Origin of the sequence: Saccharopolyspora mangrovi (genome assembly GCF_035320975.1) — a bacterium.
GTDB lineage: Bacteria > Actinomycetota > Actinomycetes > Mycobacteriales > Pseudonocardiaceae > Saccharopolyspora > Saccharopolyspora mangrovi.
In genome coordinates this window covers 299,078-318,491 of sequence record NZ_JAWLNX010000005.1, presented here as the reverse complement: position 1 = coordinate 318,491, position 19,414 = coordinate 299,078, and the positions used below count along the sequence as shown (strand labels likewise).

Genomic DNA, 19,414 nt, shown 5'->3' with positions numbered 1-19,414 from the left:
GTGGTCTAGAGTTCACTGTGCAACGCGGCGGACGGGCCCGGGGACACCGGGCCAAGAGGTCGCAGCAGGCGGATGTAGCGCAGCTGGTAGCGCATCACCTTGCCAAGGTGAGGGTCGCGGGTTCGAGTCCCGTCATCCGCTCTGGTTCTCTGGCGTTCCAGCCGGCTTTGGTGTGGATGCGGAGTCCGGCGGAGTGGCCGAGTGGCTTAGGCAAGGGCCTGCAAAGCCCTGTACGCGGGTTCGATTCCCGCCTCCGCCTCGCGCGATTAGCTCAGTGGGAGAGCGCTACCTTGACACGGTAGAGGTCACTGGTTCAATCCCAGTATCGCGCACCAATGCAGTTCTCAGGTGAGAGCCCCAATCGATGGAAAACATCGGTTGGGGCTCGAATCGTCTCGGGGGCAATTCGAGCGGTCGATCTCGCCGCACCGGGTGTTTGGTCCATCTCTGTTCGGCATTTCGCAGCGCTCTCCGAGGTGGATGGCACGTCCGCGTCGAGCAGGCCAGGTCTCAGAACGACGAGTCCGCGAGCACGGCGCTTTCGCTCGTGCGGTCAGCGGTGCGGGGAATCGGCTGATCTCGCGGCTGCCCAAGCCCGGGGGCTGATCTGCTCGCCACCGCGCGCTCGGGAGCGGCGCGCCGGGCTCCTCGGGTCCGGCGCGCCGTCAAGCACGTCCTTCGTGCTCGTCGAGGGTTCGGAACACCAGGCCCGGGTGTGGTTTGGGGCCGAACGAGGTTGATCTGGGCGGTAGTCGGATTCCTGAGCTGGCGGCTGTTCTGAGGTCGTGCTGGCTCGGTGGGTTGGTGAGGACGGCTACTCCTCCGGTGCGTCGGGCCACGTGAATCGCCGTGGCTGCGTTGGGTTCGCACTCGACGTGTCGGGCGTGCCAGAGGTGGTGGACCAGCGCGGCGTCCAGCACGGCGACGTGCGTGGAGCGCAGCGGTGGCGGCGTGTCGGCGAGCGCGGCGCTGAGGAAGTCGGGGTGCGGGTCGGTGAGCAGGAACCCGCCGCGCGGAGTGGCCAGCAGGAAGGCCGGTTCGCGGTCGGCGTGGTGCTTCAACGCGGCGAGCCAGTGCCTCAGCGGTCCGTGCAGCGGGTGCACGCGGAAGCGGGCCGAAACGGTCCGGAGCGCGTGGTGCGGGTCGAGCTGCGGCAGGATCCGGTGTACGGGCCCCAGCCGCAGCGGTGTTGCGGAGATGTCGACCAGCAGGGCGGGGAAGTGGTCCCACGGGCCCGGTCCCCGGCCCTCGGCGCGGGCCGCGCGGCGGTGCTGGCGGGCGGCGGCGCAGCGGTGGTGGCCGTCGGCGATGAAGGCCGCGCGCGTGCCCAGGTCAGCGGTGATCTCGTCGCGCGCCGAGCGGTCGGTGATGCGCCAGAGCCGGTGGGTCTGTCCGTCTTGGGCCCGGACTTCCGTGATCGGTTGCTGGCGCGTGGTTCTCGCGAGCTGCCGGGTGATGTGGCCGTCGCCGGAAACTCCGAGCAACGCGGGGTCGAGGTTCATCCGGCCGTGATCCATGAACCTGGCGAGCTGGGTGGCGCGCTCGGGGACGACCTCCTCGTGCGTTCGCAGCGCGCTGTCCAGGTGCACCGCGGCGAGCACTCCGCTGAGGGTGCCGTGCGGTCCGGTCTGCTCGTAGGCGTAGAAGGCGGGCTGCCGGTCCTGGACGATCACGCCGCGGCGCTGCCAGGCCACCGGGGTGCTCGACGTCTCCTCGCCGTTCCACGGTGTCGCGTACCGGGTGGCGAGCGAACCGAGGTGGCGCGGGTCGATGAGCCAGCCGCGGAACGGAACCGCAGCCACCCCGGCGCGTTGCGACGTGAGGGGGATCGGGCGGGTCGCGTCGATCCCGGCGAGGTCGGTGTTGTCGGTGAGTTCACCGGGATCGATTCGGGAGCGCTTCTCGTCCAGGCAGGGCTTGATGGCCAGCAGGCAGCCGAGCGAGCAGGCGCCGGCCATGACGAGCACCGCGCTGGGCGTCGAGAGCATCGCGACCAGCGGGCCTGCCAGCAGCGGGCCGGCGGACTGGCCGATGAGCAGGTAGCTGTTCGCGGTGCTCACGAACGTGCTCTTGTGCTCACCGGGGGCGTGCTTGCTGAAGTGCAAGAACGCCGATTGGGCGAGGGCGGCGAAGCAGAAGCCCTGGAGCAGGCGGAACGGGATCATCGCGTAGGGGTCCAGCGGCAGGGACATGATCGCGATGGAGGCCGCGCACCCGGCGGCCGCGAGGGCGAAGGTGCGCAGCGGTCGTCCGGTGAGGTCGTTGTGCTTGCCCCACCAGAACGAGCCGAGCAGGGTGGCGCCCCACATCACCGAGTGCAGCACGCCGACCCACAGGCTGGCGCCGGCGCGGTCGGCCGCGGTGCTCTCGACGTGTTCGGCGTAGACCGGGATCAGGCCGTAGACGCCGAAGTAGGCGGCGATCGCGGCCAGCGCGAGCGCCACCGCACCCGGTACCCGCAGGACCGAGGGCCGCTCCCGCTCGCCCGGCCTGGCCTCGGTGCTGCGCTCGTCCGCGGCACGGGTGCGGCCGGGTTCTCGCAGGCCCCACGCGCACGCCACCGCGAGCGCGACGGCACTGCCGGCGATGCCCAGCATGAGCTGGGGGAGACCACCGGATCCCACGAGCAGGCCACCGGCGATCGGGCCCGCGAGCGCTCCTGCTGCGGTGGCGCTGAAGGACTTGCCCAGCGCGGAGCCGCGCTTCTCGTCCGAGCCGGTGGAACCGGCGAAGGCGGCGGCGGCTTCGACGACTCCGCCGAGCGTGCCCTGCAGCAAGCGCCCGGCCATCAGCACCAGCGGGCTGCTCGCGGTGGCCATGACGATCATGGCGACCGCCAGGCCCAGCAGTGCCCGCACCACCATCCACTTGCGGCCGATGCGATCACCGAGCCGTCCCCACAGCGGGGTGGCGACGGTGAGGGCCAGGGCCGGGGCGGCGATGGCCACCCCGGCCCAGGTCTGGGTCTCGGCGAGGCCGCTGGTGCCGATCTGCCTCAGGTAGAACGGCATGATCGGCACCAGCATCATCAGCCCGGCGGTGTTGACGAACTGCCCGACCCACAGCAGCCCCATGTTGCGCCCATGTGCGCTGGTGGCGACCGTCTGCGGTGGTGACGAGCCCGAGGGCCGGGTTCGCAGCGCGCGGGTCACGGCTTCACCGCCGCTTCGGGCTGCTGCCACGGGTCGGGCAAGTTGGCGACCCATTCGTCGTCGTAGACCAGGTCGAGGTAGCGCTCCCCGCGGTCGGGCAGCACCGTCACGATCCGGGCCGGGCCCTCCAGCCTGGAGATGAGGTGCTCGACCCCGGCGATCACAGCGCCTGAGGACCCACCGGCGAAGACCTTCTCGGTGGCCAGCAGCCGTCGGCACCCGGCGGCCGACTCGGCGTCGGCGACGTGCAGGACGTCGTCGATCTCGGCCGGGTCGTAGATCTCCGGGACGCGGCTGGCCCCGAACCCGGGGATCTGCCGAGGTCCGGCGGGCGAGCCGAAGATGACCGACCCGACGGCGTCGACGGCGACGACCTTGAGGTTCGGGTGGTCCTCGCGCAGGCGGCGGGCGATGCCCTGGATGGAACCGGTCGTGGACACGGCGGCCACCAGGTAGTCGAGCGGGCCGTCAACGGCGTTGAGGATCTCCTCGCCTGCGGTCTCGTGGTAGGCGCGCCAGTTCAGCTCGTTGGCGTACTGGTTGATCTGAGTCGCGTTCGGGAGCGAGTCCACCAGCTCGCGGGCGCGTTGCACGCGGGTGTGCAGGTAGCCGCCCGCCGCGTCCCGGTCGGTCACCATCTCCACGTCGGCGCCGAAGAGCTCCAGCAGGCGCAGGTTCGTCGGCGAGGTCTTGGGGTCGACGACGGCGGTGAACGACAACCCGTGCAAGTCGGCGGTCATGGCCAGGGCGATGCCGAGGTTGCCGGAGGTGCTCTCCACCAGGCGCATGCCGGGACGCAACGTCCCGTCGGCCAGGCCTTGTTCGATGATGAACCGCGCGGGGCGGTCCTTCATGCTGCCGCCCGGGTTGAGCATCTCCAGCTTGGCGAGGACTTCCACGTCGGGTTCGGGGAAACACCGGTTGAGCCGCACCATCGGGGTCGATCCGACACAACCGATCACCGAATCGTGGATCACTGCGAACCTCCAAGTCTTCGGGGCGCACGTCGGGGCGCCACCGCGATGAGAAGAAGCGGAAAGCGTGAACCGATGCGCGCGACGACGCGGATGCGTCACCGCCGCGCGAAGGGGAATCCCGTCCGAGAGCGCACTGCGCTCAGGCGAGGACGAACGCGACAACGCGCGTTCAGGAGGAGTTCACCTGCGATGTGGCCCGACGGGAGTCCGATTCAGGAATCAGGTTCGTGCGACGCACGCGAAGTGGAGGAACGAAGTTCCGGATGGTCTCCACGGTGGTCGGGAGAACCAGTGCCGGAGCCGCGGAGCCCACGCGGGCTCGGCGAGCAGCGCTGCGACCGCGGCTGCGGCGAACGCCAGCGCGAGGAGGAGGAGTCCCAGTGCCGGTGGCGTGTTCAGCGAGCGAGTGGGAGCTGCCGCGCTGTAGTCCGGACCGGCGTCGCAGTACGGCGCCCCGTGGTCCCCGCCGCCACCGTCGTGGCTGGTGACGGCGGAATCGGAGAGCGCCGGGAGGTGGGTGTCGTGGTCGTGCGCATGTCCGCCCGCACCGCCGTGGTGCCCGCTCGCCGAATGCGACATCGACATCATCGCCGCGTGCCCGGGGAGCGCGTGCGCAGGCAGCAGCACGAGCGGGACGAGGAGGAAGCCCAGCACCAGCAGAGGAAGTGCGAGCCACTTCCTCGTTCCGCGTTGCTGCGCGCCGACCTTCTTCACGGGCACCACACTAGAGATGCTGTCGAGGGGCTGCGAACCGGTATGCGGTCTCTCACACGACGGACCCGAAAGTTGATGTCCTCGCTGGGGAATCGGCACATCGCGAGCTCGAGTTCGGCGCAGCCGGACCGTGGAGGAGGGGCGTCGGCCTGGGGGCAGCAGCTGCTTCACGGTGTCGAACCCGGCTTGCTGGGTCGGACTCCGCGGGCATGAGACCCACTCACGTCTCAACGGTGCGTGCGCAAGCAGATGCTTGAACGAGGCGGGAAATGGGTTGACCTCCGTGGCTCGCCGGGATCGGGCCTGAACCTGGTGGGGGTCCGGCATGCCGACGCGGCATCCCCGGTAGCTTGGGGGCTGATGGCGGAGTCGAATCGTTGGCTGCGTACCGCGCGAGGCCCCCTCGTGCGGTTCATCGCCGTGCTCACGGTGGTGGCGGGATTCGCCCTCATGCACGCCCCGCAGTGCGCGGACGGCATGACGCCCACGGTGCACCTGGCCTTTAGCGGTGACGCCCTGAACGCGATGGTCGGTGTGGTGCATCCCGATGGGTCGGGCCATCGCGATCCGGGCGCCTTCATGCCCGGCGCTGCGGCAGACGCAGCGACCGACGACGGGGCCGCAGACCACTCCATGCTGATGACCTGCATGGCGCTATTGGTCACCCTGCTCGGCACGCTGGTGCTGCTGCGCCGCTCGCTGATCCCGCTCGGCACGCGCATCCGGATGCGGTGCGGTCCTCGTGCTCGCCCGCGGACGCCGTTGCGGCCCAGCCTGATCGAGCTCTGCATCCTGCGAACGTAGGAGAAGTCCGTCCACGGCACCGCATGATTCGTGGTCGTGCGGTGACCGAACGCGCCTGCGGCGCGGCTTTCTTCCGCTTCACTTCGTTCGTAGGAGTCCTCTTCGTGGATCTGATCGCTGTTCTGCTCACCGGACTGTTGGCCGGTGGGGTTTCTTGTGCGGCCGTGCAAGGCGGCCTGCTGGCCGGAATGATCTCCCGTCAGCGACGCATCACCGACCCGGAATCCGCCCTCCGCGGCGCGCCCCGAGGTGCCTTCGGCCGCCTTGTCGACGATCTGGCACCGGTCGGTGGTTTTCTGGTCGGGAAGCTCTTCTCGCACGCGGTCCTCGGTGCGCTGCTGGGCGCGCTGGGCAGCGCGGTGCAGCTGTCGGTCGGACTGCGCACCTGGGTCCAGCTGCTCGCCGGCGCGGTGATCATCGCGTTCGGCCTCGCTCAGCTCGGCGTGCCCGGTTTCCGCAACATCGTCGTCGAACCACCGCTGTCCTGGATGCGGATCGTTCGCGACCGCTCGCGCTCGCAGTCGGCGCTGGCGCCGACGCTGCTCGGTGTGGTCAGCGTGCTCATCCCGTGCGGTGTGACGCTCTCGGTCGAAGCGCTGGCCCTGGCCTCCGCTTCGCCGCTGTCCGGCGCGGCGATCATGGCGGTGTTCGTGATCGGCACCAGTCCGCTGTTCGCCGTGCTCGGCTACGCCGCCCGCAGGGCCGCGACCGCCTGGCGCGGCCGGCTCGCCGCGCTCACCGGCATCGTCGTCGTCATCACCGGTCTCCACACCGTCAACGGCGGGCTCGAACTCGCCGGATCCCCGCTGGCGGCCAGCCGCGTCACCCAGGCCGCCACCGCTGAGGAGCCGCCACCCGCGGGCACCGTGACCGTCCAGAACGGCCACCAGACCGTGGTGATCACCGCGACCACCGGTGCCTACAGCCCGGCCAACGTCCAGGTCCGCGCAGGTGTGCCGACCACGCTGGTCATCCAGTCGGACAACGCCCAGGGCTGCGTGCGCTCGTTCATCGTTCCGGACCGCGGTGCTGACGTGATCCTGCCGGTCCGCGGGCAACGCGCCATCGAGCTCGGGGTGCTCCCGCCGGGGCCGTTGGCCTACTCCTGCGGCATGGGCATGTACACCGGCACGATCACGGCCGCCTGACCGAACGGGGAGAACCTCATGTCGACCACCACTGTCACCTTCCGCGTCACCGGCATGCACTGCGGCAGTTGCAGCCTGCTCATCGACGACGTCCTCGAAGACCTGCCCGGCGTGCACGGCACCCGGACCTCGATGAAGGCGGGCCGCAGTGTCGTGGAGCTGGACCTCGCCCGGTCCAGCGCGGATGACGTCATCGCGGCCATCGCTGAGGCCGGTTACGGGGCCGAGCGCATCGGCTGACCGAGCGACCGGGATGGGGGCTCCGTGGTGGGACCAACGCCAGGTCCCACCACGCGCGTCCCAGGCAGCTCCGCGGCCTCGGCCGCGGAGCTCGACTTTGACACCCCTACCCCCTAGGGGTATGTTGAGGTCTCGGCCCGCTGACGGGCCCGGACTCGCAAGGGGTTGGAAGATGAACGCAGCAGCGAAGCTCTCCGCCTACGGAGCGGTGCTCGCGCTCGCCTTCGGCGGGGCGTGGGTGGCCGGAACCGCTGTCGGTCCCTTCACCGGCGTCGCGGCGCAGGGCGGGCACTCCGGCGGGCGGGACAGCCACAGCGGCACCGTCGCGCCGGCCGCGCAGGACCACCTTCCCGCGGGACTCGCGTCGACCAGGGACGGTTACACCCTCACGTCCACCACGACGACGATCACGCCGGGCAGCACCGAGAACTTCTCCTTCCGCATCATCGGCCCCGACGGGACCCCGGTGACGCGCTTCGACGGCGAGCACGACAAGCGGATGCACCTGATCGTCGTCCGCCGTGACACGGCCGGCTACCAGCACCTCCACCCGGAGATGGGGCCGGACGGCACCTGGACCGTGCCGATGCGGCTACCCCTCGGGGGTACCTATCGGGTCTTGGCCGATTTCGTCCCGACCGGCGGTGCGGACCAGACGCTGGGGCTGGACGTCTCCGCCCCGGGGGTCTTCGAGCCGGTCGCGCCTGTGCCGTCCCGCATCGCGGAGGTCGACGGCTACCAGGTCGAGTTGGACGGGCAGTTCTCGGTCGGGCAGTCGTCTCCGCTGACGCTGTCGGTGAGCAAGGACGGCCGACCCGTCACGGACCTGCAGCCCTACATGGCCGCCTACGGGCACCTGGTCGCGCTGCGCACGGGCGACCTCGCCTACCTCCACGTGCATCCCGAGGGAGCCCCGGGCGACGGCCGCACTCCAGCGGGACCGGAGATCACGTTCCGGGCCGAGATCCCCTCGGCGGGTACCTACCGGCTCTTCCTCGATTTCCAGCACCAGGGCCGAGTCCGCACGGCGGAGTTCGCGGTCGACGCGGGACCCGCGGACATCCGCCAGTCGCAGCCGCCGTCCGGTGACGGCCACGGAAGCCACGGGTGAACAGGAGAACCTCGATGGAGAAGGTCAGTGATTCCCCGAGCCTGGCGGGCCGGGAGATCGAACTCGCGATCGGCGGCATGACCTGCGCTTCGTGCGCCGCCCGGGTCGAGAAGCGCCTCGGCAAGCTCGAAGGTGTCACCGCCACGGTCAACTACGCCACCGAGAAGGCGAAGGTGTCCCTGCCACCCGGCCTGGACCCGCAGCAGCTCGTGGAGCAGGTCGAGGCCGCCGGCTACACGGCGGTCCTGCCGGCCCGCGAATCGAGCGACGAGCAGGAGCCGGAACCGGAGGACCCGGTCCGGCCCCTGCGCGACCGGCTGGTCGTGTCGGCGGCGTTGTCCGCTCCGGTGATCGTGCTGGCGATGGTGCCGGCGTGGCAGTTCACCTACTGGCAGTGGATCTCGCTCGTGCTGGCCGCCCCGGTCGTCGTGTGGGGAGCGTGGCCGTTCCACCGCGCCGCGTGGGCGAACCTGCGGCACGGAGCGGCCACGATGGACACGCTGATCTCGATGGGGACCCTGGCGGCGTTCCTGTGGTCGCTGTACGCGCTGCTGTTCGGCACCGCCGGAACACCGGGCATGACGCACCCCTTCGAGCTGACCGTCCAGCGGGTGGCCGGGGACGGCAACATCTACCTCGAAGTCGCCGCGGGCGTGACGACCTTCATCCTGGCCGGGCGGTTCTTCGAAGCGCGGTCCAAACGTCGCGCCGGGGCGGCGCTGCGCGCGCTGCTGGAGCTCGGCGCGAAGGACGTCGCCGTGCTCCGCGACGGACGTGAGCAGCGCATCCCGATCGACCAGCTGGCGGTCGGCGATCACTTCGTCGTGCGTCCCGGCGAGAAGATCGCCACCGACGGGGTCGTCGAGGAAGGCAGCTCGGCGGTCGATGCCAGCATGCTCACCGGCGAGTCGGTGCCGGTGGAGGTCACCGCGGGAGACGCGGTGACCGGCGCGACCGTGAACGCGGGAGGCCGCCTGGTCGTGCGCGCGGTGCGCATCGGCGCCGACACGCAGCTGGCGCAGATGGCGGAGCTGGTGGAGGACGCGCAGAACGGCAAGGCCGAGGTGCAGCGACTCGCCGACCGGATCTCGGCGGTGTTCGTGCCGATCGTGATCGCTCTGGCGATCGCCACGCTCGGGTTCTGGATCGGCGCCGGTGGCGGGGCCACGGCGGCCTTCACCGCGGCGGTCGCGGTGCTGATCATCGCCTGCCCCTGCGCGCTCGGACTGGCCACGCCCACGGCGTTGCTGGTCGGAACCGGGCGCGGAGCGCAGCTGGGGATCCTGATCAAGGGGCCGGAGGTGCTGGAGTCCACCCGGCGCATCGACACCGTCGTGCTGGACAAGACCGGCACCGTCACCACCGGGCAGATGTCGCTGGTCGGCGTCCACCTCGCTGACGGCGCCGACGAGGACGAGGTGCTGCGCTGGGCAGGTGCGGCCGAACACGCCTCCGAGCACCCCATAGCGCAGGCGATCGCGCGCGGCGCTCGCGAACGCGTGGGGGAGCTGCCCGCGGTGGAGGAGTTCAGCAACACCGAGGGCTTGGGCGTGCAGGCCGTGGTCGACGGGCGCGCGGTCCTGGTCGGACGGCCCGCGCTGCTGGAGCAGTGGAGCCAGCCGCTGCCCGATGAGCTCGTCACCGCGCAGGAATCCGCGGAGCGGGCGGGGCGGACGGCGGTCGCGGTGTCCTGGGACGGTGCCGCCCGTGCCGTGCTCGAGATCGCTGACACCGTCAAGAACGGTTCGGCGGAGGCGATTTCGCAACTGCGAGAGCTCGGGTTGAGGCCGGTGCTGCTCACCGGCGACAACGGGACGGTCGCCCGCACCGTGGCCGGCGAGGTCGGCATCGACGAGGTCATCGCCGAAGTCCTGCCGCAGGACAAGGTCGAGGTCATCACGCGCCTGCAACGGGACGGGCGAGTGGTGGCGATGGTCGGCGACGGCATCAACGATGCCGCAGCCCTGGCTCGAGCCGATCTCGGGTTGTCGATGGGCACCGGCACCGATGTCGCCATCGAAGCCTCCGACCTCACGCTCGTGCGCGGCGACCTGCGAGCGGCGGTGGACGCCATCCGGCTCTCCCGGCGCACGCTGGCCACGATCAAGGGCAACCTGTTCTGGGCGTTCGCCTACAACGTCGCCGCTCTGCCGCTGGCCGCGTTCGGTCTGCTCAACCCGATGATCGCCGGTGCGGCGATGGGGTTCTCCAGCGCGTTCGTGGTCGCCAACAGCCTCCGGCTGCGGCGGTTCCGCACCTCCACCACGGGCACCCCGGCGACCGGGAGCGCGACACGCGAACCCGCGCTCGCCACGAGCAGCGACGCCTGAGCACCGGGTAGGCCGGGACGCCCGTCCTGGCCTACCCGAACGCAGGGAGTTCCGAGATGAACTCCCGGGTCGGTCGGTTGTCACACCGCGCCGGACGGCGCGATCAGCAACGCCCGGAGCGCACGGGCGCCGTTCGAACGACCACGTCCTCGGAGACCTCCCTCCGGCCGGGGTGGGCCGGGTTGTCATGATGATCCGTCGTGGAGTGGAACCAGGTACTCGGGCGGGTCGTCGACGAGGTCGCGCCGCTGCGCGGGTCCGGGGCGGTGGCGGACTACATACCGGCGCTGGCCCGGGTCGACCCGTCCCGCTTCGGGATCGCCGTTGCCGACCTCGAGGGGCAGGTGCGCGGTGCCGGGGACTGGCAGGTGCCGTTCTCGGGGCAGAGCATCTCGAAGGTCTTCACGCTGGCACTGGTGCTGGCGGGCAGCGACGAGGCGCTGTGGACCCGGGTCGGCCGGGAGCCCTCGGGCAACGCCTTCAACTCCCTGATCCAGCTGGAGCACGAACGCGGGATCCCGCGGAACCCGTTCATCAACGCGGGCGCGCTGACCGTCACCGACGAGCTGATCTCGCAGGTCGGCGACGCCTCGGGCGAGTTGCTGGCGTTCCTGCGCGCCGAGAGCGGCAACCCGGACCTGCGGATCGACGAGGAGGTGGCCGCCTCCGAGGCCGCGAACGCCGACCGCAACCTGGCCCTGACGCACTTCATGGCCGCCTACGGCAACGTGCGCAACCCGGTGGCGACCGTGCTCGACCAGTACGTCCGGCAGTGCTCGATCGAGCTCAGCTGCGAGGACCTGGCCCTGGCGGGGCGGTTCCTCGCCGCGCACGGCGTTCGCCGGGACGGTTCCGAGCTGCTCACCCCCAGGCAGACCAAGCGCATCAACGCCATCATGCTCACCTGCGGGACCTACGACGCCGCAGGTGATTTCGCCTACCGCGTCGGCATTCCCGGCAAGAGCGGCGTCGGCGGCGGCATCCTCGCGATCGTGCCGGGCCGCTGCGCGGTCGCGGTCTGGAGCCCGGGCCTGGACGCGCGAGGCAACTCGGTGGCCGGGGTCGCCGCTCTCGACCACTTCACCACCCTGACCGGCTGGTCGATCTTCTGACCTCGGAGCGGTGGCCGAGTTGTCCTTGGCTGCATGACATTTGACGTTCGGTGCCGGCGTCGCTCGATGCTTCGGGGATTCGGCCCGGTCCGCTTAGCGTCGGCCGGGGTTACCCGGGAGGCGTTGCATGGCCGAGGACATCGCAGATCTGGTGGTCACGGGAGGCCCCGTCCACACCGCCGACGTCGGTGCGTGGGCGGAGGGCTTCGCGGTGCGGGACGGGACGATCGTCGCGGTCGGTGCCGCGCGGGAGGTCGAATCCTGGTGCGGGCCCGGGACGCGGCGCCTCGACCTCGCCGGGCGGCTGGCCATGCCCGGTCTCATCGACGGGCACGTCCACCTCGGGATCGGGGGCACGCAGCTGGCGTTGGAGTTGCCGCTGCTACCCACCGACACCCCCGACGAGGTGCTGGTCAAGGTCCGCGACTGGGCGGGCCGGCTCGAACCGGGGGAGTGGATCATCGGCGGGATCCTCGGCAGCGGCACCTACGCCGCGCTGAACTCGCCGGAGATGCTGCGGCGCCTCGACGAAGCCTCGCTGGGCCATCCGCTGCTCCTGCGCGACGACACGATGCACAACCGGCAGGTGAACTCCGCTGCGCTGGCGGCGATGGGTGTCGACCACGACACCCCGGACCCGCCCGGCGGGACCTACGCGCGCGACGCCGAGGGCCGGCTCACCGGAGGGCTGTGGGAACTGACCGGCATGGAAGCGGAAGACGCCGCCAAGGAAGCCCAGCGCGACCCGCACGGCCGGCTGGTCACCGCGCTGCGGGCGGCGTTCCAGCGGATGCGGCAGCTCGGTTGCACCTCCTTCCAGGACGCCGCGACGATGGCCCACCAGCTGGCGGCGCTGCGGGACATCGAGCGGGCGGGTGACCTCACCGCCTGGATCGTCGCTTCGCTGCCCGCCACCGCCTTCATCGAGGCGGGCGCCGTGGGCGAGGAGCTGTTCGCGCGAGCCCCGGCCTACCGGAGCGAGCAGATCCGGCCGGACTTCGTGAAGTTCGTGCTCGACGGCGTGCCCACCACGCGCACCACCGCCCTGCTCACCCCCTACCGCTGCTGCGGGGAGCACGACGACCCCGAACATCGCGGCACGCCGTACTGGACGCTCGACGAGCTGGTCACCGGGCTGCGGCGCTGCGCCGAACTCGGTCTGGGCGCCAAGATCCACGCCACCGGTGACGCATCGGTGCGCCTGGCCCTCGACGCCGCCGAGATCGTCCGGCGCGATCCGGGGTCGCAGCCGATCGTCCAGATCGCCCACCCGTCGTTCATCGCCCCGGAGGACATCCCGCGCTTCGCCGAGCTGAACGTGCACGCCGACGCCTGCCCGTTCATGTGGCACCCCAGCCCGCTGGTCGACGGCATCGCCCGCCACGTGCCGGTCGAGACGATGGAGCGGATCTGGCCGTTCAAGGACCTGCTGGCCACCGGCGCGCTGATCGCGGGCGGCTCCGACTGGCCGGTCGGCCTGCCGGAGCTCAACCCGTGGCTGGGCATCGAAACGATGGTGACCCGCTCCGCCCCGGAGGAGCAGGACGACCCGCGGCGGATCAACCCCGATCAGGCGATCAGCCGGGAACGAGCGGTCGCCGCGTTCACCTCCGCCTCGGCCAAGGCCCTGGGCATCGACGACCTCACCGGAGCGCTGCGGCCGGGGCTGTCGGCCGACTTCCTGGTCCTGGACCGCAACATCTTCGAAGTCCCCGCGACCCAGATCCACAACACCACCGTCGAGCAGACCTACTTCCGGGGCGAACGCGTCCACTGACCGACACGGTCACCGATCTCCGGAACGCGGGCGCGAAGCGTTCATCGAGGCGCCCCCACGGTGGGATCGACGTGGTCGTGGAGGTTCTCGTGACCCTGGAGGACTCCTGCTCGGGTCCAGGTGTTGAAGGTGTTCTGGAGTTGGGCGGCGAAGGCGTCGTCGAGGGGGATCCGGCGGTAGGCGGTTTGCTCCGGGCGGATCTGGGCGGCGATGTCGAGGGGTTGGCGGGCGAATTCGGCGTACCACTCGTCGAAGGCCGCCGGGTTCAGCTGGGCCCAGGTGTAGCTCCGGTCGACCCGGTCGGCGAAGTCCGCGATGGCCTCGCGCTTGGCGGGATCCGTCAGCGACTTGTCCGTGGCGCTCAGGACGCTGAGGCCGCTGTTGATGCCCGCTCCGTCGGTGAGCACTCGGGCTCCCAGCTCGCCTCGGGTTCGGGCCGCGTACACACCCCAGGTCGCCCAGGCGTCGATGCTGCCGGTGGAGAACGCCGAACTGGCGTCCGTGGGCGACAGGAAGTTCAGCGTCGCGTCGGATTCGCTGAGCCCGGCCTGCTGGAGGGCGCCGAGCACCAGGTAGTGGGCGACGCTGCCGCGCGTGCTCGGGGAGATGCGCTTGCCCTTGAGGTCGGCGAGGGTGCGGATCGGGCTGTCCTCCGGCACCAGGACGTAGGTGCCCTTGCCGCCGTTGTTCCAGGCGGCGACCGCCTTGATCTGCGAACCGCCGGCGATCGCGGCGACCGTGGGGGAATCCGCGGCCGAGCCGATGTCGACCGCGTCGGCGCGCAGCGCCTCGTGCAGGTTGGCGGCCGCGGGGAACCGCGCCCACTCGATCTCGTAGGGCAGGTCGTTCAGGAGTCCGGCCGCGCGCAGGCGGGATTCGGTTTCCCCGGTCTGGTCGCCGACGCGCAGCACGACCTCGGCCTCGGACGAGCCGCAGGCGGTCAACGTGCCGACCGCGACGAGCAGGGCTGCGGCAACAGCGATGAGCCGGCGCACCGGCGGCAGAGCGAACACCGTGTTCCTCCCAGGTCAGCTGCGGTTGGCGAGCTCTTGGCGGACCAGCGGGAGCAGGTGGCGCCCCCAGTCCTCGACGTCCTCCAGAGGCTCGTAACCGCGGATCAGCAGCGTGGTCACGCCGATGTCGACGTAGTCCAGCAGCGCCTGGGCCACGGTCTCCGGGCTGCCGACCAGGGCGGTGGAATTGCCCGCCGCGCCGGTGGCCTTCGCCGGTGCCGTCCACAGCGCTCGGTCGTGGCGCTCGCCCTTGTCGGCGGCGTCGAGCAGCCGCTGGGAACCGACACCGCGCTCGGCGGACGGGAACGCCAGCATCGCTCCCGGGGAACCGGAGGTGCGCGAGCTGATCGTGTTCAACACGCCGCGGGCGCGTTCCCACGCCTCGGCGTCGGTGCGGCCGATGATCGGCCGGAAGGACACCGAAATGCCCAGTTCGTCGGGGTTGCGGCCGTGCTCGGCGGCGGACTTGCGGATCGCCGCGATCTGCTCGGCGGTCTCGGCCAGCGGCTCACCCCACAGGGCGAAGGTGTCCGCGTGCTTGCCGCCGACGCGGTAGGCGTCCGCCGAGGACCCGCCGAAGTAGATCGGCAGGCTTCCGTTGACCGGTTTGACCTCCGAACGGGCGCCGGCGAACCGGTAGAACTCGCCCTCGTGGTCGATCGGCTCCTCCGACTCCCACACCCGGCGCACGACGTCCAGGTACTCGTCGGTGCGGCGGTAGCGGGCGGCCTTGTCCGAGTAGTCCCCGTCGCGCCGCTGCTCGGTGTCGCTGGCACCGCTGATCACGTGCACGGCGAGGCGTCCGCCGATCAGCTGGTCCACCGTCGCGAGCTTGCGGGCGGCCAGCGTCGGCGCGACGAAACCCGGCCGGTGCGCGAGCAGGAAGCCCAGCCGCCCGGTGTGGGCGGCCGCGTAGCTCGCCACGGCAAAACCGTCGGCGTCCCACGAGTGGTAGCCGATCAGCACCCGGTCGAAGCCGGCTTCCTCGTGGGCCTGGGCGAAGCGGCGCAGGTAGTCGCGGTCGACGGCCGGACCGCTCGGCGGGCGGATCTCCGAGGAGTCGGCGGTGCGGATCATCCCCACGAATTCGACGGCCATCTGGCATCTCCGATCTGCCGTCCCACATTGCAATATGAACGTCCCACACGGTATGAACGTGGCACGGTGGTCATCAAGGCCGACCACGATGTAGGAACAGCGAGGAGAAGTCCTTGTCAGGCAACGAGAACCGCCCCGGCGGCACGGCGGACTGGCACCAGAAGCTCGAGCACGTCCGCGGTGGTGGCCTCACCTCCGACACCAACCAGACCTCCGGGATGCGCCGGTTCGAGGCGATCTCCGGCAAGACGGTCGGCTCGGAGAAGCTGTGGATGGGACGCACCCACGTCGGCCCGGCCACCAACTCCGGCGACCATCACCACGGCGAGGCCGAAACCGCGATCTACGTGGTCTCCGGGCACCCGGTGTTCGTCTTCGCCGAAGGAGACGAGGAGGTCCGCATCGAGACCGAACCCGGCGACTACATCTTCGTGCCGCCCTACGTCCCGCACCGCGAGGAGAACCCCTCGGCCGAGGAGGAAGCGGTGGTGGTGATCGCCCGCAGCACCCAGGAGGGCATCGTGGTCAACCTGCCGAGCCTGTGGGCCGAGGTCGACCCGGGCGCGGACAGCTCCGGCGAATGTCAGAGGTGACCGCGCAGCAGCGTTCGGGCACCCAGTCGGTCGAGCGGGCGATGGCCGTCCTGCGCTGCTTCGAGAAGGCCGAGCAGCTGACGCCCACCGCGGTCGCCACCCAGCTCGGGCTCACCGTCAGCACCGCGCACCGCATCATGCGGGCCCTGCACGCGGCGGACGCGCTCGCCCAGGACCCGGCGACCGACCGCTACTTCCTGGGCCCGACCACCGCGATCCTGGGCAGGCTGGCGCTGGAGCGGATGGGCACGACCGTCATGCACCCGGTGCTCACCGCGTTGCGCGACCGCACCGGGGAAGCCGTCAGCCTCGGCACGCGGGTGGGCGACGAGGTGGCGGTGCTGGTGCAGATCCCCTCACCGCACCCGCTGCGCTACGACCAGGAACCGGGCGCCCGCAACCCGATCCACGTGTGCGCGATGGGCAAGGCGCTGCTGGCGCACGGCACCGAGCCGGCGACGATGCCTGAACCGTTCCAGCGCCACACCCCGAGCACGATCACCACCCACGCCGAGCTCGCCGAGGAACTCGCGCGTATCCGCGAGCGGGGTTACGCGTTGAACGACGAGGAGCGGCTCGTCGGCGTGCGGGCCGTGGCGGCCCCGGTGCACGACCAGACCGGGCACGTCATCGCGGCCGTGGTCGTCCAAGGACCCACCGTGCGCTTCGGCGACGGCAGGATCGACGAGCTGGCGGCGGCGGTCACCGACACCGCGCGCGAGCTGTCGTCCCTCTACCGGACGAGTGGGGGATAGCCCTACCCCGGTGCGCGGGCCAGCCTCCCCGGAAAGTGCGGGACAGCACCGGGGAACGGAGGGACAGACCCGACGACTCCTGCGGTGAAACGCGAAACCATTCCTCTCAGATCACGGCCGGGCAGGGCTTCCCGGATCATCCGTCGAGAGAGGAATGGCGAAATGGACACCAAGAGCACCATTCGGCCCGCAGCTACCGACATGGACGGTGTCATTCGCGAGCACGGCGCGGCGCTGCTGTCCTACGCCACCCGGCTCACCGGTGACCGCTACCTCGCCGAGGACATCGTGCAGGAGACCTGGCTGCGCGCCTGGCGGCACGCCGACCGGCTCACCAACGGCAACGGTTCGGTGCGCGGCTGGCTGCTGCGCGTCGCCCACAACGTGGCCGTCGACCAGCACCGCAGCCGCAAGTCCCGGCCCACCGAGGTCGCCTTCGAGAGCGCGGAGCTGGCCAACAAGGCCGTGCAGTCCGCGCCCAGCGACGAGGTGGAGAGCCGGATGGTCGTCGACGAGCTCCTCGACCACCTCTCGCCCGCGCACCGCAGCGCCATCGTCGAGGTCTACGTCACCGACCGGACCACGGCGTCGGCGGCCACCGCCCTCGGCGTCCCGATCGGAACCGTGAAAAGCCGCCTGCACCACGCGATCCGCTCCCTGCGAGACCGCTTCCGCCCGGTGCTCGAAGCGGCGTGAGCTGAGTCCCGCACCTGAAGCAGCGGTCAGCTCAGCGCGTTGCAGGGGGTTGCGTCTGGGACTTGGGCTTCGACGCGGACGTTGGCGAAGGTGATGTCCATCTTGCGCTGGGACCACACCAGGAACGGTGTGTTGACCCGCCTCGGGTCGAGCCCGCCGCCGACGAAGCAGGACAGCGGGATCTTCACGGTGGTGCGCTGCTCCAGCGGCATGCCGGCGAACAGGTGGCTGGCGGGAACGTCGGAGCGGCACGGGAATTCGCAGTGCATGCCGATCTTCGTGGTCTGGCCGGCCGGTGGCGAGTGCACGATCGCGTCGAAGATCAGCGCACCGCCGTTCTCGGAGTAGGCGGTGAGGTCCATCGGGCCGCGAGGGCTGTTGGTCTGCAGGTACATCTGGGCCGGTTTGTCCTCCAGCCAGGACACCCGCATGCCCGCGTTGGCCGGGTCCGCGGCCGCCTTGATGATCGTGCCCTGCTCGGTGCCCTCCTCGTCGATGTAGGAACCGCCCCAGTTCATGTCCGATCCGAGGTATCCGGCGAACGGTTCGAGCGTCTTGCCCTCGTAGACCCGCAGCGGTCCTTCCGGCGGGGCGGGCTTCTGGGCGACCGCGCCCTGGACCGGGTCGTCTTCGCCGCCGGTGGTGGCGAAGACCGTCAGGCCCACGCCGATCGCCAGGGCCGCAGCGGCTGCGATGACGGGGATCAGCCAGCTCTTCCTGCCGCTGGCGGGTTCTTCCGCGACGGGCTGCGCGGCATCGGTGTCCGAAGTGGACTCGGGAGCGGGGGACGGGCGAGGTTGCGTCGCGGTGCGCGCGGCGCCCAGCGCGACCGTGTACTTCGGGTGCAGGGTGAGCCGGACCGGCTTGTTGAACTCCTGCGAGAGCATCTGCGCCACCAGCGGGACCCGCGACGAGCCGCCCGCCAGCAGCACCGCCGAGAGGTCTTCGGCGCGCAGCCCGGCCGAGGTGGTGGTGCGGTGCAGCGCCTCGGTGGTCAGCTGGACCGACGGCCGGATCATCTCGTTGAACTCCAGCCGCGTGACGGTCACGCCGCGCGGTCCCGACGGCAGCGGGATCGTCAGGTTCACGTCCGGCTCGGTGGACAGCTCCTCCTTGGCGCGCACGCACATCGCCTGGATCGTGCCGAGCGCCGACGCCGCGCTCGGATCGGTCGGGTCCAGCCGGCTGATCGCGCCGTCGAGCCGCTGGTCGATGTGGGCCAGCAGCGCCTCGTCGAAGTCGATGCCGCCGAGGTGCTCGATGCCTTCCGGCGTGCCCAGGATCTCCATGCGCCCGGCGCGCATCCGCAGGATCGTGGTGTCGAAGGTGCCGCCGCCGAGGTCGTAGACGGCCACGACCTCGCCGTCCTCGAGCCTGCGCTCGGTGGAGTAGTGCGTCGCGGCGGCTTCCGGCTCGGTGATGAGCCTGAAGTCCTCCACGCCGGCCAGCCGGGGAACCTCGGTGAAGTGCTCCTGCCGGTAGGGGCCCCAGATCGCCGGGTAGGTCAGCGCCACGGAATCCGGCGGGGCGCCCATCTCCTCGGTGACCACGTCGAGGACGTCGCGCAGCTGCGCGGCCATCAGCGCGGCCGGCGAGTAGGCTGAACCGCCGAGCACGAGCGGGGTGGGATCGCCGAGCCTGCGCTTGAAATTCCGCGCCACCTGGGAAGGATCGGACACCGAGTCCAGAGCGGACTTCCCGGTCAGCAGCGCACCGTCCGGAGCCGGGTGCGCTACCGAGGGGATGACCACCTCGGGTGACAACGACACCATGCGGGTACCGCCCGGGCTGCTGACCGCAGCCGAGGTGAACGAAGTCCCGAGGTCGATGCCAACGCCGTATCGCACCTTGTGTGCTCCCTTCGCGTCAGCAAAAGATAACCACAACTCCAGTT

The 19,414-nt window shown here is 70.8% G+C and carries 16 protein-coding genes and 3 tRNA genes; 13 read left to right on the top strand and 6 right to left on the bottom strand.

The window, feature by feature from the left end; genetic code table 11:
- Positions 1-68: 68 nt before the first annotated feature.
- From R4I43_RS10135 to R4I43_RS10125, 3 genes are all read left to right on the top strand, one after another.
- A tRNA-Gly gene (locus R4I43_RS10135) sits at positions 69-141 on the top strand.
- A gap of 46 nt (positions 142-187) precedes the next feature.
- Positions 188-259, top strand: a tRNA-Cys gene (locus tag R4I43_RS10130).
- Between the two features lies 1 nt (position 260).
- Positions 261-335: transfer RNA gene (locus tag R4I43_RS10125), tRNA-Val, on the top strand.
- Positions 336-665: 330 nt separating this feature from the next.
- Here the strand turns inward: R4I43_RS10125 and R4I43_RS10120 are convergent.
- The 3 genes from R4I43_RS10120 to R4I43_RS10110 all read right to left on the bottom strand — a co-directional run bounded on the left by R4I43_RS10120 (position 666) and on the right by R4I43_RS10110 (position 4,843).
- Positions 666-3,182 (bottom strand): MFS transporter, encoded by a 2,517-nt coding sequence (locus R4I43_RS10120; RefSeq protein ID WP_324265312.1) that lies wholly within the window; start codon positions 3,180-3,182, stop codon positions 666-668.
- The gene (sbnA, locus tag R4I43_RS10115) at positions 3,149-4,129 is read right to left on the bottom strand and encodes a 2,3-diaminopropionate biosynthesis protein SbnA (protein ID WP_324265311.1); all 981 of its coding nucleotides are present in this window, start codon (positions 4,127-4,129) and stop codon (positions 3,149-3,151) included. The genes R4I43_RS10120 and sbnA overlap by 34 nt, the downstream gene beginning before the upstream one ends.
- Before the next feature lie 219 nt (positions 4,130-4,348).
- A complete protein-coding gene (locus tag R4I43_RS10110; protein ID WP_324265310.1) occupies positions 4,349-4,843 on the bottom strand; it encodes a hypothetical protein in 495 nt (164 codons plus the stop codon).
- A gap of 237 nt (positions 4,844-5,080) precedes the next feature.
- Between R4I43_RS10110 and R4I43_RS10105 the strand changes: the two genes are divergently transcribed.
- From R4I43_RS10105 to R4I43_RS10075, 7 genes are all read left to right on the top strand, one after another.
- Positions 5,081-5,647 (top strand): hypothetical protein, encoded by a 567-nt coding sequence (locus tag R4I43_RS10105; RefSeq protein ID WP_324265309.1) that lies wholly within the window; start codon positions 5,081-5,083, stop codon positions 5,645-5,647.
- Between the two features lie 104 nt (positions 5,648-5,751).
- Positions 5,752-6,795, top strand: coding sequence for a sulfite exporter TauE/SafE family protein (locus R4I43_RS10100; protein WP_324265308.1), 1,044 nt, complete (start codon positions 5,752-5,754; stop codon positions 6,793-6,795).
- 18 nt (positions 6,796-6,813) lie between these two features.
- On the top strand, positions 6,814-7,035 hold the full coding sequence (locus R4I43_RS10095) for a heavy-metal-associated domain-containing protein (RefSeq protein WP_324265307.1): 222 nt from the start codon (positions 6,814-6,816) through the stop codon (positions 7,033-7,035).
- 172 nt (positions 7,036-7,207) lie between these two features.
- Positions 7,208-8,146: a hypothetical protein gene (locus R4I43_RS10090; RefSeq protein ID WP_324265306.1), complete on the top strand. Its 939-nt coding sequence runs from the start codon at positions 7,208-7,210 to the stop codon at positions 8,144-8,146.
- A 14-nt stretch (positions 8,147-8,160) separates the two neighbouring features.
- Positions 8,161-10,476 carry a heavy metal translocating P-type ATPase gene (locus R4I43_RS10085; protein WP_324265305.1) on the top strand — a complete coding sequence of 772 codons (2,316 nt, stop codon included), beginning with the start codon at positions 8,161-8,163 and terminating at the stop codon, positions 10,474-10,476.
- A 200-nt stretch (positions 10,477-10,676) separates the two neighbouring features.
- Positions 10,677-11,588: a glutaminase gene (locus R4I43_RS10080; protein ID WP_324265304.1), complete on the top strand. Its 912-nt coding sequence runs from the start codon at positions 10,677-10,679 to the stop codon at positions 11,586-11,588.
- A gap of 127 nt (positions 11,589-11,715) precedes the next feature.
- Positions 11,716-13,365 (top strand): amidohydrolase, encoded by a 1,650-nt coding sequence (locus R4I43_RS10075; protein WP_324265303.1) that lies wholly within the window; start codon positions 11,716-11,718, stop codon positions 13,363-13,365.
- A 41-nt stretch (positions 13,366-13,406) separates the two neighbouring features.
- Here the strand turns inward: R4I43_RS10075 and R4I43_RS10070 are convergent, their stop codons facing one another.
- Complete coding sequence (locus tag R4I43_RS10070; protein WP_324265302.1) at positions 13,407-14,378, bottom strand: ABC transporter substrate-binding protein; 972 nt, start codon at positions 14,376-14,378, stop codon at positions 13,407-13,409.
- 15 nt (positions 14,379-14,393) lie between these two features.
- On the bottom strand, positions 14,394-15,476 hold the full coding sequence (locus R4I43_RS10065; protein WP_324265301.1) for an LLM class flavin-dependent oxidoreductase: 1,083 nt from the start codon (positions 15,474-15,476) through the stop codon (positions 14,394-14,396).
- 113 nt (positions 15,477-15,589) lie between these two features.
- Here R4I43_RS10065 and R4I43_RS10060 point away from each other — a divergent pair, with 113 nt between their 5' ends.
- From R4I43_RS10060 to R4I43_RS10050, 3 genes are all read left to right on the top strand, one after another.
- Entirely contained in the window at positions 15,590-16,069 is a 480-nt protein-coding gene (locus R4I43_RS10060; RefSeq protein ID WP_324265300.1) for a cupin domain-containing protein, read from the top strand.
- Complete coding sequence (locus R4I43_RS10055) at positions 16,057-16,824, top strand: IclR family transcriptional regulator (protein WP_324265299.1); 768 nt, start codon at positions 16,057-16,059, stop codon at positions 16,822-16,824. The genes R4I43_RS10060 and R4I43_RS10055 overlap by 13 nt, the downstream gene beginning before the upstream one ends.
- Positions 16,825-16,986: 162 nt before the next feature.
- Positions 16,987-17,520 (top strand): sigma-70 family RNA polymerase sigma factor, encoded by a 534-nt coding sequence (locus tag R4I43_RS10050; RefSeq protein ID WP_324265298.1) that lies wholly within the window; start codon positions 16,987-16,989, stop codon positions 17,518-17,520.
- Between the two features lie 26 nt (positions 17,521-17,546).
- Here R4I43_RS10050 and R4I43_RS10045 read toward each other — a convergent pair whose 3' ends face one another.
- Positions 17,547-19,367: an Hsp70 family protein gene (locus tag R4I43_RS10045; protein ID WP_324265297.1), complete on the bottom strand. Its 1,821-nt coding sequence runs from the start codon at positions 19,365-19,367 to the stop codon at positions 17,547-17,549.
- Positions 19,368-19,414 lie beyond the last annotated feature (47 nt).